Here is a 14841-nt window from a genome sequence, read left to right on the forward strand (position 1 = left end):
TGGCTCAGGCGTTGTCGGCCAGGAAGCGGTCGTAGCCGTCCTGGTCCATCAGGCCGTCGAGCTCCGACGGGTTGGCCGCCTGGATGCGGAAGAACCAGCCGTCCTGCATGGGCGAGGTGTTGACCAGCTCGGGGTCGTCGGCCAGGGCCTGGTTGACGGCCACCACGGTGCCGCGCAAAGGCATGGTGATGTTGCTGGCGGCCTTGACCGACTCGAGCACCGCGACTTCGTTGCCCTCTCCGTACTCGCCCGGCTCCGGCAGTTGCACGAACACCACGTCACCCAGGGCCTGCTGGGCATAGCTGGTGATGCCGACGGTCAACTCGCCAGTCGCTTCCAGACGCAGCCATTCGTGTTCAGGAGTAAAACGCAGCGTGCTCATGGATCTTCCTCTCTTGTTATCAGATAGGTCCTGATGCAGGACTGACTGATACAGAGCAAGGGTGATGCCAACTCACTAAAACCCTTACACATCAATGCCTTACTGTTTTATTTCGGTCCATCCCAAGCCTGCGCGATGGAGCGTATTCGCTCCGTGGCCTGGGCACGGCAGCCAACCCTGACAGCACGGGCCAATGAACCCGGGACCACGCCCGCCTGGAGCATAATCACTCCAGCGGAGCGTATTCGCACCGGGCCGGCTACGAGACCCGACTGGCGATGCCGTACTTGCGCAAACGCTGGCCGATCGCCGTGTGCGAAGTCTGCAAGCGCACCGCCAGTTGCCGGGTCGAGGGGTAGCTCGTGTACAGCTTTTCCAGCAAGGATTTTTCAAATGCCTGCACGGCCGCTTCCAGGCTGACGATCTCCAGCCCCTCGGCTTGCTGGCTGCTCAGGGCGGTGCCAGCCAGCTCCAGGTCATCGCAGTCGATCACGTCCCCTTCGCTGATGGCCGCCGCACGGAAGATCACGTTCTGCAACTGGCGCACATTGCCGGACCAGCGATTGCCCAGCAGCAGCGGATGGGTGGCCAGCGCCAGCCGGCACGGGGCGCGCTGGATCTGCGCACAGGCCTGGCGCAGGAAATGCTCGGCCAGCAGCAGGATATCCTTGCCGCGCTCACGCAGCGGCGGCACCTGCAGGTTGAGCACGTTGAGGCGATAGTAGAGGTCTTCGCGAAAGCCGCCCTCGATCACCATGTTTTCCAGGTTGCGGTGGGTGGCGCAGACCACCCGCACATTCACCTGCACTTCGCTGCCACCGCCCACCCGGCGAAAACTGCCGTCATTGAGAAAACGCAGCAGCTTGGCCTGCAGGTACGGCGACATCTCGCCCACTTCATCGAGAAACACCGTACCGCCATCGGCCAGTTCCAGCAGGCCCGGTTTGCCGCCGCGCTGGGCGCCGGTGAAGGCACCGGCGGCGTAGCCGAACAGCTCGCTTTCGGCCAGGCTCTCGGGCAATGCCGCGCAGTTCAGCGCCAGGAACGAGGCATCGCGCCGGGCACTCAGCGCGTGGCAGGCACGGGCCACCAGTTCCTTGCCCGTACCGGTCTCGCCCTGGATCAATACCGGCGCCTCCAGGCTCGCCACCTTGTGCAGGCGGGCCTTGAGCGCCTGCAGCGCCGCCGACTCGCCCAGCAACGCCCCCAAGCCTTCGCTGTTGTCATGCAGCAGCGAGGCCAGGCGCTCGCCGATGCGGCTGGGTGGGTACAAGGTCAGCAGGCCACCCACCAGGCCATCGGCGCCACCGCTGATCGGCGTGGCCTCCAGCAGCAGGGCCTGGCCCTGAAAGCCCACCTCGCACATTGGCAGGCGGAAGCCCTTGTCGATCAGGGTCTTGGCCAGGTCCGGCTCGGCAAACAACCTGTTCAATGGCTCACCGGCCGGCTCGCGCCCCACCAGGGCGACCAGGGTCGGGTTCGCCAGCAGCACATGACCGCCAGGGTCCACCGCCAGCACCGGGTCGCTCATCGCCGCCAGCAATGCCTCCAGCTGCAGGCGCCGGCGGTGGCCGGGGAGGAAGTCGACCAGCGCCACTTCCTGCACGCCGTCCACGTCCATCAGGGCAGCGTAGAGTTCGTCCAGCACCACCGGGGACAAGGTTGGGGCATCGATGTAGACGTTGGGCGGAATCATCTCCACCGCATCAAGATTGAGGTTGCGCGCCCCAAGCAGCGAGAGGATTTCCTGAGTGATACCGACACGGTCGACAAAGTTGACGTGGATTCTCATAAAGATTCCCTGCTTGGCAAAAAGACGACAGGGGGACAGCGCAGCACGCCGTCCCCCTTGGGCAAAACGTGAATAAGGTGATCAATCGGCATCGAATGACAGCTGCATGGCCTGCTGCCTTTTCCGCCAGATCGATCGATAGGCCAGGCCCAGCACGACAAACCAGACCGGCATCAGGTACAACGCGCTGCGGGTGTCAGCCTCCAGCGCCAGCAAGGCCAGGATGAAGGCGAAGAACACCAGGCACACCCGGCACATGAACGTGCCGCCCGGCATCTTGTACATCGACGCCTGGTGCAACGGGCCACGCTGCTTGCGGTACGCCAGGTACGACAGCAGGATGATCGACCAGACGAACATGAACAGCAGTGCCGACACCGTGGTGATCAGCGTGAAGGCCTCGAGCATGTTCGGCACCAGGTAGATGACCAGCGCCCCGCCAGTCAGGCACACACAGGAAAAGATCAGGCCGTTGGAAGGTACCGCGCGGCAGGACAGCGCACCGAACTTGCCAGGCGCATCGCCATCCACTGCCAGGCCGTAAAGCATGCGGCTGGTCGAGAACACGCCGCTGTTGGCCGACGACATGGCCGAGGTCAGCACCACGAAGTTGATGATGCCCGCGGCTGCCGGCAGACCGGCCAGTACGAACAGCTCGACGAAGGGGCTCTTGTTGGCCACCACTTCACGCCAGGGTGTGACGGCCATGATGGCGACCAGCGCGAGCACGTAGAAGACGATGATGCGCAAGGGAATCGAGTTGATCGCCCGTGGCAGGTTGCGTTCCGGGTTCTTGGTTTCGGCGGCGGTGGTCCCCACCAGTTCGACGCCGACGAAGGCAAACACCGCAATCTGGAAGCCGGCGAAGAAGCCCATGGCGCCATGGGGGAACATGCCACCGTCATTCCACAGGTTGGCCAGCGATGCCGCATGCCCGGCCGGCGACTGGTAAGCCACCGCCACCATGTAGAACCCGGTGCAGACCAGCGCGCAGATGGCGACGATCTTGATCATGGCGAACCAGAACTCCATTTCGCCGAACATCTTCACCGTCATCAGGTTCAAGCTGAGCAACAGGCCGACACACGCCAACGCCGGTATCCACAAGGGGATGTCGGGGAACCAGAACTGCGAATAGGCAGAGATGGCGATCACGTCGGCGATACCGGTGACAATCCAGCAGAACCAGTAGGTCCAGCCGGTGAAGAACCCCGCCCACGGGCCGAGCAGGTCAGCCGAGAAATCGATGAACGACTTGTACTTCAAGTTGGACAATAACAGTTCGCCCATTGCCCGCATGACAAAGAACAGCATGAAGCCGATGATCATGTAGACAAAGATGATGGAGGGCCCCGCCAGGCTGATGGTCTTGCCAGAGCCCATGAACAGGCCGGTGCCGATAGCACCGCCAATGGCGATCAACTGGATATGGCGGTTGGACAGGTTACGCTTGAGTTCGTGTGCGTCACCATCAGGCGGGCGGTGACCGTGGGGCAAGTTATTCATTGTTTTCTACCTTGCTAGTCTAATTGTTTTTATAACGTCACAAGTTCAAACCTCGAGACCGGATGAACAACTTTCAAATCCGATCGCGTGCAAGGTAGAGAGCAAGCTCTGTGCCAAACGCCAATAGCGCTAGTTGGCGGAGTTTTATTCAACCAGGGCTTTCGTGGCTGTAAAGAAGTCACTCCAGAAAACCGTGCCAATCAGGCGTTCGAGCAGCCCCGGGCACACTGAGCGCTGCCCCTCCCCATTCTGTATCGAAATCATTCCAATGGAGCGCATTCAGTCCGCCAGGCTGACGCGATCCCCTGTAGGAGCGGCCTTGTGTCGCGGTAGGGCCGCAAAGTGGCCCCGGCAATGTTCGCTTCTGCGCTGAAATCCTGGGGCTGCTGCGCAGCCCTATCGCGACACAAGGAAGCTCCTGCACCGAACGCGTCAGCCCGGCTATTTAGCGGACAGGCATCTCGCGCAGCGGCGCACGGCTGCGTTGCTGCTCCTCCCAGCCCCCAACCAGGCCAACCGGCACATCGCTCGGTGCCAGCGGCTGGCGCCCGCGCACCAGGTCGGCAGCGCGTTCGGCCAGCATGATGGTCGGCGCGTTGAGGTTGCCATTGGGCTCGCTCGGGAACACCGAGGAGTCGATCACCCGCAGCCCCTGCAGGCCATGCACACGCAATGTCGAGTCGACCACTGCCATGTCATCCTCGCCCATCCGGCACGAGCCGCACGGGTGCATGGTGCTTTCCATGTTGGCGCGCACGAATGCGTCGATCTGCTCATCGGTCTGCACCTGCGGCCCGGGCGCCAGTTCCTCGCCGCGGAAACGGTCCATGGCCGGCTGGGCGATGATTTCGCGGGTCAGCCGCACACAGCGGCGGAAGCCCTCCCGGTCTTCCTCGCTCTCGAGGTAGTTGAAGCGGATTTCCGGATGTTGGTACGGGTCGGCCGACAACGCCCGCACATGGCCGCGGCTCTTGGGCTTGTTGGGCCCGGTCAGCACCATGAAACCATGGCCCTTGAACGGTTTGTCGCCGTCATAGCGCATGGCCGCCGGCAGGAAGTGGAACTGGATGTCCGGCCAGCGCAGGCCCTTGGATGAGCGGATGAAACCGCCCGCCTCAAAGTGGTTGCTGGCGCCCAGACCGTCCTTGAACAGCAACCAGCGCAGACCGATCATCGCCTTGCCCAGCAGGTTCATCTTGCCGTTGAGGGTCACCGGCTCCTTGCACGCATACTGGATGTAGATTTCCGAGTGGTCCTGCAGGTTCTCGCCCACCCCAGGCAAGGGGTGGCGCACCTCGATGCCAGCCTTCTTCAGCACGGCCTCGGGGCCGATGCCGGAGCGTTGCAACAAGTGCGGCGAACCGATCGGGCCGGACGCCACCAGCACCTCGCGGTTGCACAGGACCTTGTGGGTCTGGCCGCCGTGATCATATTCCACGCCCACCGCCCGCTTGCCATCGAGCAGGATGCGCCGGGTCATGGCATGGGTGATCACGGTCAGGTTCGGCCGGCTCATGGCGGGGCGCAGATAGGCGTTGGCCGTGGACCAGCGCACGCCATCCTTGACCGTCATGTGCATGGCACCAAAGCCTTCCTGCATGTAGCCGTTGCAGTCGTCGGTCTTGATATAGCCGGCTTCGGCACCGGCCTCGACCCAGGCGCCGTACAGCGGGTTCTGCATGTTGTTGCCGTTGTTGGTGGCCAGCGGCCCCATGCCGCCGCGGTAGTCGTCACCGCCAAACTTGTACTGCTCGGCACGCTTGAAGTACGGCAGGCAGTAACGGTAGCTCCAGTTCTTCGCCCCCAGGCTTTCCCATTCATCGAAGTCGCAGGCATGGCCACGGATGTAGACCAGCCCATTGATCGAGGACGAGCCGCCCAGCACCTTGCCCCGCGGGCAATGCAGGCGGCGGTTGTCCAGGTGCGCTTCGGCGACGGTCTCGTAGCGCCAGTTGTACTTCTTGGTGTTCATCGGCAACGAGAAGGCACTGGGCATCTGGATCAGCACACTGCGGTCGCTGCCGCCGAACTCCAGGACCAGCACCGAGGTACCGGCGTCTTCGCTCAAGCGGTTGGCCAGGACGCAGCCAGCAGAGCCTGCGCCGATGATGATGTAGTCGTATCGCTTGGTCATGGTTCTAGTCCTGTACACGAAGGCTGGCAGCCTGGATATTGTGTTCATTGCGCTTTGGGTAGCCGCCCCAGCCCAGGCGCGCCGCCAGCAGCCGGGTCAGGCCGTAGTGCACCAGCCCGGCCAGCAGGCAGGACGGCAGCGAGGCGGTGGCGAAGGTGAAGAAGTCGGTATGGGCCAGCGTCTGCGGGTTGAACACCACCACATAGATCGCGAAGCCCGCCACCAGCGCCAGCAGCGCGATGGGGTTGAAGCCTTTGCAGTAGCGCAACGGCGATACGCTCTGTTCGGCGTAGAGCTGGCGCAGGTTCAGGCGCTGCTTGCGCAAAAAGAAGTAATCGGCGATGCCGATGCCGGCCAGGGCGCTGTTGAGCGCGGATGTCCACACCAGGAAGATGAAGAAGCCGTCGTAGATCCCCGGCAGGAACACCACGATCAATAACGGGATGATGCAGAACAGGCCGATCAGTACCCCCCAGCCCACGCTGCGCAGGCGCTCGCCGCCCAGCTGGCGCAAGCCGATCACCGCGGTGTAGAGGATGTTGACCATGCCGGTCAGGTTGGCCAGCGCCAGGAAGCTCAGGGCGATGACGCCGAACCCCATGCCGCCGGCCAGGCGCATCCACGCGGTAGGGTCGCTGCTGCCCAGGGTAGTGGCGGCGAACAGGCTGATTGACTCGCCCAGCGACGCCGCAGCGAAGATGCCCACCAGGTTGGGCCAGAAGGCCGTGCGCTGGTTGCTGCACAGGCGCGACAGGTTGCCGATGTAGGGCCACCAGGAGAAGCCCGCGGCGATGTTGATCTCCACCGCGACCATGAAGTTGACGTGCGGGTTCTCGAACGGTGGCTGCAAAGGCGGCATGGCCAGCAGTTCGTCGAAGCTGTAGCGACCGGAGATGAAGTACATCAGTGCCAGCATGATCAGGATCAGGCTGGGCGCGATCACCGCGCTCAGCCGGCGGATCATGTCCGGCCCGCGCATGGCCACCAGCGCCGCCAGCACGATGGCCAGCAAGCCTCCCGCGGTTACCAGCCAGCCATCACCGTTGGGCTGGCTCTGCTGTACCAGGGTTTCCAGATTGTCCAGCGCCCGCCCGCACATCAGCCCCAGCACCGCCAGCCAGCCCATGGTCAGCACCACCACCGAGAGGAAGTACACCAGGCGGCTGCCATTGAGGCCGAACATGCTGCGCAGGAAGGTGAACTGCTCGACGCCGTACTTGCCACACGGCAGGCAGGTGGACGACGCGGCGAGGACCACGCCGATGATGTTGCCGATGATGATTGCGGCAATCCCTTGCAAGGGCCCGACGAACAGCGCGGTGGCGCCGCCGATCAGGAACACCCAGGTGGCCACCGCCAGCGCCGAGTTGGCGTAGGCAAACCCCCAGAAACCCCAAACCCGCTCACTGGGCAGCAAGGGGGTGTCGCCACGTTCCGCGCTCAGGCGAAATTCTTGCTCGCGGGAAGCACTCATGGCTGGCCTCCCAGGTAGTACGCGCCGGCAACCATCACCAGCGTCAGCAGGGCCAGTGCCACCACGTCGGCCACCGTCAATGCGCCCGGCCAGTGCGCTTTGTTCTCCAGTTCTTCATAGGCGCGCAAGCGCCTTTCCAGGTCTTGCGCTCGCTCGATATCCACTTGGCTGTTCATCGGCATCACCTCGACAGGTTCTTGTTCTTGAAATTTGATGCATTCGATAAACCTGCGCCGCTCGCCAACCTTCAGCGGCGCAGGACGGCCCTGTTACCTCAGGGCAAGGTGATCCAGACCGCCTTGGTCTCCAGCAGGAACTCCAGTTGTTCTGCGCCCATGTCCTTGCCATAGCCCGACTGCTTGTAGCCACCGAACGGCATGGACGGGTCCAGGGTGCTGTGGGCATTGACGTACACCGTGCCCGCACGCAGGCGCGGAATCAGCCCATGGACCTTGCCCAGGTCGTTGGAGTAGATCGCCGCCGCCAGGCCGAACTCCGAATCGTTGGCCAGGGCCAGCGCTTGTTCCTGGGTGTCGAACGGCTGGGTCACCAGCACCGGGCCGAAGATCTCCTCTCGAACCACGCGCATGTCGTTGCTGCAGTTGGCGAAGATCGTGGGCTGCACGAAGAAGCCCGGGCCGTCGAGCGGCTCGCCGCCGTAGTACACCTGTGCGCCTTCGGCCTTGCCCAGGGCGATGTAGTCCAGCACCCGCTGCTGTTGCTGGAGCGACACCATGGGGCTTATGAAACAGTCCGGGTCCAGGCCCGGGGCGATCTTCAGGGTGGCGGTGTACCTGGCCAGCGCTTCGAGGAACGCCGGGTAGACACTGCGTTCGACATACGCACGGGTGCCGGCGTCGCACACCTGCCCGGAGTTGAAGAACACCCCGTTGGCCACGGCTTGCGCCGCTGCCTCGATGTCCGCATCGGCGAACACGATCACTGGCGACTTGCCGCCCAGCTCCAGGGTCAGGCGTTTCATCTGGTCCATCGCCGATTTGCCCACCGAGCAGCCGACCGGTGTCGAACCGGTAAAGCTCAGCTTGTCGATGCCCGGGTGACGGGACATCGCTTCGCCGACCACGCTGCCGCGCCCGGTCACGATGTTTACCACCCCGTCGGGAATACCCGAGGCCTGCACCAGCTCGGCAAAGCGCAGCGCCGACAACGAAGTCAGCTCTGCCGGCTTGACCACCACCGTGCAACCGGTGGCCAGCGCCGCGCCGAGCTTCCAGGCCATGGTCTGCAGCGGGAAGTTCCACGGCACGATGGCACCGACCACCCCCACCGCCTCCTTGCGCGTGTACGCCAGGTAGTTCCCTGGCAGCGAAGGCTCGACCGTGCGGCCGTGGATCTTGCTGGCCCAGCCGGCGAAATAGCGCAGGGTATCGACCGTGCCCTGGATATCGACCGCGCGTGCCTGGGCGACCGACTTGCCCATGTCGATGGCTTCGATCTGCGCCAGTTCGTCGCCGTGGGTCTCGATCAGGTCGGCCAGGCGATGGATCAGGCGCTCGCGCTCCAGTGGCTTGAGCTGGCTCCAGGCACCGCCATCGAACTGCGCACGTGCTGCGCGCACGGCACGATCAAGGTCATCCGCAGTGGCCATGGGGATGCGCGTCAGCACACCCTCGGTGGACGGCTCGACCACCTCGGCACTGCCACCGTCGCTGGCCTCGAGCCAGGCGCCGCCAATGAACATGCGCTGCGGTTTGCCGAGGAAGTGCTGGGTCGCCTCGGATACACCAAAGGCCTGCAAGTAGTCTTTTACCTTGTGGTCCACAGGACAGTCTCCGGGTCAGCGGGCTTTGGCGCGCGCGTGGAAGATGAAGCCGATGCTGTTCATCAGCAGTTGCGCGGCGAGGATCGAGGTCATGCCGGTGGGGTCGTAGGCCGGGGCCACTTCTACCAGGTCCATGCCGACAATCCGGCCGTGGCTGCGCTGCGCCAGTGCCTGGATGATCTCCAGCACTTCGTAGTACAAGAATCCGCCATGGCTCGGCGTGCCGGTGCCCGGGGCGATGGACGGGTCGAAGCCGTCGATATCGATGGTGATGTAGTAGTTGCGGCCTTCGGGGATTTTCGCCAGCACGCCCGCGCAGCCCAGGCGGCGCACGTCACGTACCGACAGGATCTGCGAACCGGCCTCACGTGCGGCATCGTAGTCGTCGCGGTTGGAAGACGACACGTTGCGGATGCCCATCTGGGTCATGCCGACAATGTGTTCCAGCTCCGAAGCGCGGCGCAGCGGGCTGCCGTGCCCGTAGCGCACGCCATGGCGCTCGTCGACGAAATCCAGGTGGGCATCGAAGTGCACGATATGGATCGGCCCATGGCCTTCGAACGCCTTGATGACCGGGGCGTGCACCGAATGGTCACCGCCCAGCACCACCGGCATGGCCCCCGCTGCAAGGATCTGCCGCACCGCCGACTCGATGTTGGCGTTGCTGCTGGCCATGTCGGTGTGCACGATATCGGCATCGCCAACGTCGACCATGCGGACCTGGTCTTCGGTCAGGTAGGTGGCGTCATCCTCGAAGTCGTAGGCGCCGGCATGGCCGAAGGAGAACAGGGTCGATGCCTCGCGAATGCCGCGGGGTCCGAAACGTGCCCCCAAACGCCACTGGGTGCCCATGTCGTTGGGCGCGCCGAGGATTGCCACATCGGCGTCGATCGCCGCCCAGTCGGTGCACACCGGGGCCTTGGCAAACGTGCAATGGCCCACGAAGGGCAGGTTCAGGCGGCCGGACTCGTAACCGTGCTTTGCCATGTTCTGGTTTCTCCAGTTCTTGTTCTGTTTCAGGAGACGGGGCGACTGCTCGACCACCGTTGCGATCCACTATGGCAACCGTGCCAGCGAGGAAAAATGCGCAAGTGCAGATACATACATCGCCCTATCCGAAGTATCTGCCGGTGGTTGAACCCGGCGATACCAGGCATTGCAGCGGCCAGGTACTCATGGTTAGCTTGCGCGACAAGAACAATGCACGGGTGTTCATATCAGCACTGGCGATGTGACACCCGGCCGGGAGGCTACGGTGATCCAGCTGCACGATGTCGACCTTAAACTGCTCAGGGTATTCACCACGATCGTCAGGTGCGGCGGCTTTTCTGCGGCACAGGCCGCGCTCAATGCCGGCCAGTCGACCATAAGCGAACAGATGTCGCACCTGGAAACCCGCCTGGGGGTCAAGCTCTGCCAGCGCGGGCGCAGTGGCTTTCGCCTGACCGAGCAAGGGGTGGCCATCCATGAAGCGACCCTGCGCCTGCTCAGTGCCGTGGAAAGCTTCTGCATGGACGCCGACGTGCTCAAGCAGCACATCAGCGGCAAGCTCAACCTGGGCATCATCGACTCCACCCTGACCGACCCCGTCTCGCCCCTGCCGCGCACCACCCAGCGCTTTGTTTCGCGTGGGCACGATGCCCACCTGCACATCTATATCGGTGCCCCGGCGGAACTCGAAGAGCGCGTGCTCGACGGCAGGCTGCACCTGGCCATCGGCCACTTCCCATTGCGGGTCGCGGGGTTGTCCTACCAGCCGCTGTATGACGAGGCCCTGGGACTTTACTGTGGCCGGCGCCACCCGCTGTTCGCCAGCAACGCGAGCAACGGTCGGCTGATGGAGGACGTGCGCCAGAGCCGGATCGTGGTGCGCGGCTACATGCAGCAGTACGACCTGGAGCAGTTGGGCATCACCAAGGCCGATGCGACCGTGGAGAACATCGAGGCAGCGGCGATCCTGATCATTTCCGGCGCCTATATCGGCTTCTTGCCGGTGCACTTCGCCGAGCAATGGATCAAGACGGGCGACATGCGTCGCCTGGGTGCCAGCCTGCTGGACCTCTGCTCGCCGTTCGATGTGGTCACCCGCCGCGGCGTATCGCGCCCACCCATCCTGCAGGCGTTCCTCGAAGACCTCGATGCCTGCGCCTCCCAGCCCGGCTCCCCCTGATTCACCCCGCTACTCGAAACGGACGATCCCCACCCGCCAATACTGCGCTGCCGTCGTTGCCCCCCTGCCCGCCGCCCCAACATCAATGACTGGAGAACCTATGAGGGTATTGGTAAACGTCAAGCAAGTGGTCGATTACAACGTCCCCGCCTGTATCGCCGCTGACCGGCTACAGGTCGCAGGTAGCTGATCGCGACCGACCGCTTTCGACCCATTGCGGACACTGAGGCCCTACGCTGAAGTCTAGACAGCTTGTCGCCCTCTAAACGCTCAACCTAGTTATCAGCGTCCACTGTCGAGCCTAGGAGTTCTCGGCAAGTCAGCTACCTGTCGTCGCGCTCACTTGCCCCCAAGGTTCGCCCGAGCCCATTGCTCAGCGGTGGTTACTGGAATCGACTGCTGTTCGTTGAAGGTTCCCGATTTAGGCCATGCCACACCTCTGCCCTGTGCGAACACAGCACGGTACTTTTTGATGTGATGGGTAGGGTCTTTTCTCAGCTCATCCATCAGGAACGGAACAGTCCACACGTTAGTTTTGAACGGACGACCCAGCGCATGTTCGAGGATGTTCGCGACTTGTCCATACGACACCGTGTCGCCTGAGAGATAGACAATCTCGTTGCGGAAGCGAGGTTCGAAGAAGACGATTTCCGCCGTGAGAGCGCCGATGTCGTCTGGTGTAGTGAGCGTCACGCTGTTCTCAAGACTGCCGAGAGCGTTAACGGTGTCATTGTCGAAGTCGACGACCTCAAATACGGGCTCGAAAAGGAAGCTGGTGAACATGCCCGTCGAGATAATGACCCATTCAGTTTTGTCTTGCGCACGAAGCGCCTCGCGTACATCGAGTTGAGAATCGAAAAGATCTTGGGGGCTGCCCCGACCGATCACTTCGAAATCCACGCCAAACTGCCACGGGAAGTAGCGCTTCACCCCCGACTTTAGCGCTGCGGTTGCCAGTTTCATGGGGGTTTCTCGACCCGCGACCATGCCGGCACAGCCTATGACGGTATCGAACCGGGCGAACACTTCAGCTAACTGTTCAATTGAATCGTTCACCAGGTCCGCTGCGACCATCTGAATGCCCAGCCCGCGAAGCTCCTCGATTTCGGCCTTTTTCTCCGGTATCTGGGTGTTGATGGTCGACTCTCGGAGAAGAACGCTGATTTGGGAACCGGGTGCGCGTTTTGCCACTCGCACGAGATTGCGCAAAACCGGGAGACCAAGTTCCCCGGCGCCGAGAACAAGAATGGATTGAGGGGCAAGTGGGGTTGCTTCGGTCATGATTCCTCCTGAGGCGTGATGCCTATAACATGAGCAAATGCTGGCATGATCAGGCAGTACTCGTAAGAAGGCACACGCGTGATACCTAGGAGGAATAAATGACCAATCAGGACGCTCTGAGCCAGGCAGAAGCCATCTGCCAAACGCTCCGAGAAGATGATGATGGCGTCAGGCGGGAAGTCCTCGCTCACGCAGGTAGCCGATGGTCATTGGGCATCCTGCATGCCTTGGGCGTGTACGGCACGATGCGCCACGCCGAGATAAAAAGACAGATGACTGGGGTGACCCAGCGAATGCTCACCAAGACGCTACGCGCCATGGAGCGGGATGGATTACTGCTTCGACGGGAGTTCGAGGAAATTCCACCGCGCGTCGAATACGAGCTGACGCCGCTGGGTATGGAGCTGTTGGTTCGGATGTCCCCCGTTTGGATGTGGGTGGTCGAAAACGCCGAGGAATTCCGCGAGGCGCGTCGCGCTTTCGACAGTCAAGGTGAAAAAAAGCCCGCCTGGCAAATCCCCACCCCGGCACTCTTTGATCCAGAGTAATCGATAGCGTGCACCCTCATTAAGATAAGTAGCACTCGATTTGACCTAGCAAAAATCGAACGCATGCCTTTGGCCTACAGCCGTCCTTCGCGAAGGGCAGCTATGGGTCCAGGCTGTGTGAAAACGCAAGTAAGTACGTCGAGTAGCGAAAGAAGCTGGGGCAGCCTGTAAATTCAACAGATGTAAGTGCAGATCTACCTCAGTCGGGCGCCAGGCGCGACATGTGCTATCTGGACCGCGGCAGCGGCCCAGATAGCCGTATACGGACGCAAAAAATGCTTGGCCTCAAGTCCTGATCGCTTCAATCAGTCCAGCGATGCCAAAGATGCTCATCATTCGTTTGAGATTGTAGGCAAGCACGTGAAGGCTCATCTCGGTGCTTACCCTCGGTAGGGTTTTGGTCAGGAAGTGAGTGCTTCCCATCCAGTATTTGAGCGTTCCGAAGGGATGCTCCACCGTCTGCCGGCGAACCTTCATCTTTCCTGAGTCATGCTCCAATCGGATCTGCACGGCTTCGACTACCGTTTCATGCTCCCAGCGCTTCAACCGGCGTTCCTTACCCGTCGTACACTGCTTCTGCATGGAGCAACTTTGGCAGCCAGAGAACCCGTAGGAGTGCAGCAACATGCCGTCCTCGATCGAAGAGTGCCTGCGGGTCAGTAGCCGACCCGCAGGGCATCGGTATTCATCCGATGCAGCAATGTAGATGAAGTCCTGCTTACCGAATCGGCCTTGCGCTTTGCTGCTTGATGTCAGCGGCTTCGGGACAAAAGTGGTGATCCCGGCCTGCTCGCAAGCAAGGATTTCCGGACCTTTGTAATAGCCTCGGTCGGCTACCACTGTCAGCGACTCAGCGCCGATCTCTTCGCGTGCCAGGTTCGCCATATTGCTTAGCTGCGTTCGGTCATTGCCAACATTGGTGACTTCATGAGCAATGATCAGATGGTATTTGTCATCGACTGCTGTTTGTACGTTGTAGCCAACCGTGCCAGTACCTCGGCCACTCGTGGCCATTGAGCGTGCATCAGGATCGGTAAGAGAGATTTGCTGATCTGGGCTGGCGTGAAGCTGCGCTTCAATGTCCTTTAGCTTTGTCATCTGCTGTTTCAGCTTTTCTATTTTTTCGCTCAGCCGTTCAGCCTTGGCCTCGGCGACCTCGGGCGCCGCCCGATCCGCCGAATCCAGCGCCGCAAGATAGCGGTCAATGCTCTGCTCGATCTGCTGCATGCGCGCCTTGATCTTGCCCTGGGTGAAGTTGCGGTCGCGGTTATTTACGGCTTTGAATTTGCTGCCGTCGATGGCAATGATCGACTGGGAGAAAAGATTGAGGTTGCGGCACAGCACTACGAATTGCCGGCACACGCCGCGAATAGCTTTACCGTTGTCTCGACGAAAGTCAGCAATCGTTTTGAAGTCAGGAGCCAACCGGCCCGTTAACCACATCAGCTCGACGTTGCGCTCTGCCTCGCGCTCAAGCCGGCGGCTGGACTGAATCCGATTGAGGTAGCCATAGATGTAGATTTTCAGCAGGACTGCTGGATGGTAGGCCGGACGACCCGTAGCAGCCGGATCGACACCCTCGAATCCGAGCGCTCCGAGGTCGAGTTCATCGACGAAAACGTCAACCACTCGAACAGGGTTTTCTTCGGTGATGTAATCATCCAGGCACTCCGGCAGCAGCGTGACTTGCGTCCGGGCCTCACCCTCAATGAACCGCTTCATGATCGTCCCCGCCACGATCTCGACGATCAGAAGGTTAGATAATCGCAGG

12 protein-coding genes are annotated in these 14841 nt (G+C 61.9%); 2 read left to right on the forward strand and 10 right to left on the reverse strand.

Going from position 1 to position 14841, the window contains the following annotated elements:
- Positions 1-4: 4 nt before the first annotated feature.
- From gcvH to speB, 8 genes are all read right to left on the reverse strand, one after another.
- Positions 5-382, reverse strand: coding sequence for a glycine cleavage system protein GcvH (gene gcvH / locus ACLCGK_RS21535; protein WP_085663889.1), 378 nt, complete (start codon positions 380-382; stop codon positions 5-7).
- A 259-nt stretch (positions 383-641) separates the two neighbouring features.
- Positions 642-2174 carry a sigma-54-dependent transcriptional regulator gene (locus tag ACLCGK_RS21540; RefSeq protein ID WP_169774771.1) on the reverse strand — a complete coding sequence of 511 codons (1533 nt, stop codon included), beginning with the start codon at positions 2172-2174 and terminating at the stop codon, positions 642-644.
- A gap of 81 nt (positions 2175-2255) precedes the next feature.
- Positions 2256-3680 carry a D-serine/D-alanine/glycine transporter gene (gene cycA / locus ACLCGK_RS21545; RefSeq protein ID WP_410952871.1) on the reverse strand — a complete coding sequence of 475 codons (1425 nt, stop codon included), beginning with the start codon at positions 3678-3680 and terminating at the stop codon, positions 2256-2258.
- Between the two features lie 445 nt (positions 3681-4125).
- Positions 4126-5814 carry a choline dehydrogenase gene (gene betA, locus ACLCGK_RS21550; protein ID WP_410952872.1) on the reverse strand — a complete coding sequence of 563 codons (1689 nt, stop codon included), beginning with the start codon at positions 5812-5814 and terminating at the stop codon, positions 4126-4128.
- Between the two features lie 4 nt (positions 5815-5818).
- Entirely contained in the window at positions 5819-7288 is a 1470-nt protein-coding gene (locus ACLCGK_RS21555; protein ID WP_410952873.1) for a purine-cytosine permease family protein, read from the reverse strand.
- Positions 7285-7464: a hypothetical protein gene (locus ACLCGK_RS21560; protein WP_031325569.1), complete on the reverse strand. Its 180-nt coding sequence runs from the start codon at positions 7462-7464 to the stop codon at positions 7285-7287. Before ACLCGK_RS21560 ends, ACLCGK_RS21555 begins: the two co-directional genes overlap by 4 nt.
- A 98-nt stretch (positions 7465-7562) precedes the next feature.
- A complete protein-coding gene (locus tag ACLCGK_RS21565; RefSeq protein ID WP_410952874.1) occupies positions 7563-9071 on the reverse strand; it encodes an aldehyde dehydrogenase family protein in 1509 nt (502 codons plus the stop codon).
- A 15-nt stretch (positions 9072-9086) separates the two neighbouring features.
- Positions 9087-10058 carry an agmatinase gene (speB, locus tag ACLCGK_RS21570; RefSeq protein WP_410952875.1) on the reverse strand — a complete coding sequence of 324 codons (972 nt, stop codon included), beginning with the start codon at positions 10056-10058 and terminating at the stop codon, positions 9087-9089.
- A 268-nt stretch (positions 10059-10326) separates the two neighbouring features.
- Between speB and ACLCGK_RS21575 the strand changes: the two genes are divergently transcribed.
- The gene (locus ACLCGK_RS21575) at positions 10327-11241 is read left to right on the forward strand and encodes a LysR family transcriptional regulator (RefSeq protein ID WP_085663894.1); all 915 of its coding nucleotides are present in this window, start codon (positions 10327-10329) and stop codon (positions 11239-11241) included.
- A gap of 339 nt (positions 11242-11580) precedes the next feature.
- On the opposite strand, the gene ACLCGK_RS21580 is transcribed toward ACLCGK_RS21575, so the two are convergent.
- Positions 11581-12522: an aromatic alcohol reductase gene (locus ACLCGK_RS21580; protein ID WP_264209514.1), complete on the reverse strand. Its 942-nt coding sequence runs from the start codon at positions 12520-12522 to the stop codon at positions 11581-11583.
- Between the two features lie 98 nt (positions 12523-12620).
- On the opposite strand from ACLCGK_RS21580, the gene ACLCGK_RS21585 reads away from it, so the two are divergent.
- Positions 12621-13070 carry a winged helix-turn-helix transcriptional regulator gene (locus tag ACLCGK_RS21585; protein WP_182328745.1) on the forward strand — a complete coding sequence of 150 codons (450 nt, stop codon included), beginning with the start codon at positions 12621-12623 and terminating at the stop codon, positions 13068-13070.
- 285 nt (positions 13071-13355) lie between these two features.
- Here the strand turns inward: ACLCGK_RS21585 and ACLCGK_RS21590 are convergent, their stop codons facing one another.
- The gene (locus ACLCGK_RS21590; protein WP_410952878.1) at positions 13356-14792 is read right to left on the reverse strand and encodes an IS1182 family transposase; all 1437 of its coding nucleotides are present in this window, start codon (positions 14790-14792) and stop codon (positions 13356-13358) included.
- Between the last annotated feature and the right edge of the window lie 49 nt (positions 14793-14841).

The organism is Pseudomonas sp. S1(2024), from assembly GCF_046557535.1.

Bases quoted from the DNA above. Each gene is read 5' to 3' on its own strand.
- gcvH (WP_085663889.1), bottom strand. From the start codon at position 382: ATGAGCACGCTGCGTTTTACTCCTGAACACGAATGGCTGCGTCTGGAA.
- ACLCGK_RS21540 (WP_169774771.1), bottom strand. From the start codon at position 2,174: ATGAGAATCCACGTCAACTTTGTCGACCGTGTCGGTATCACTCAGGAA.
- cycA (WP_410952871.1), bottom strand. From the start codon at position 3,680: ATGAATAACTTGCCCCACGGTCACCGCCCGCCTGATGGTGACGCACAC.
- betA (WP_410952872.1), bottom strand. From the start codon at position 5,814: ATGACCAAGCGATACGACTACATCATCATCGGCGCAGGCTCTGCTGGC.
- ACLCGK_RS21555 (WP_410952873.1), bottom strand. From the start codon at position 7,288: ATGAGTGCTTCCCGCGAGCAAGAATTTCGCCTGAGCGCGGAACGTGGC.
- ACLCGK_RS21560 (WP_031325569.1), bottom strand. From the start codon at position 7,464: ATGAACAGCCAAGTGGATATCGAGCGAGCGCAAGACCTGGAAAGGCGC.
- speB (WP_410952875.1), bottom strand. From the start codon at position 10,058: ATGGCAAAGCACGGTTACGAGTCCGGCCGCCTGAACCTGCCCTTCGTG.
- ACLCGK_RS21580 (WP_264209514.1), bottom strand. From the start codon at position 12,522: ATGACCGAAGCAACCCCACTTGCCCCTCAATCCATTCTTGTTCTCGGC.
- ACLCGK_RS21585 (WP_182328745.1), top strand. From the start codon at position 12,621: ATGACCAATCAGGACGCTCTGAGCCAGGCAGAAGCCATCTGCCAAACG.
- ACLCGK_RS21590 (WP_410952878.1), bottom strand. From the start codon at position 14,792: ATGAAGCGGTTCATTGAGGGTGAGGCCCGGACGCAAGTCACGCTGCTG.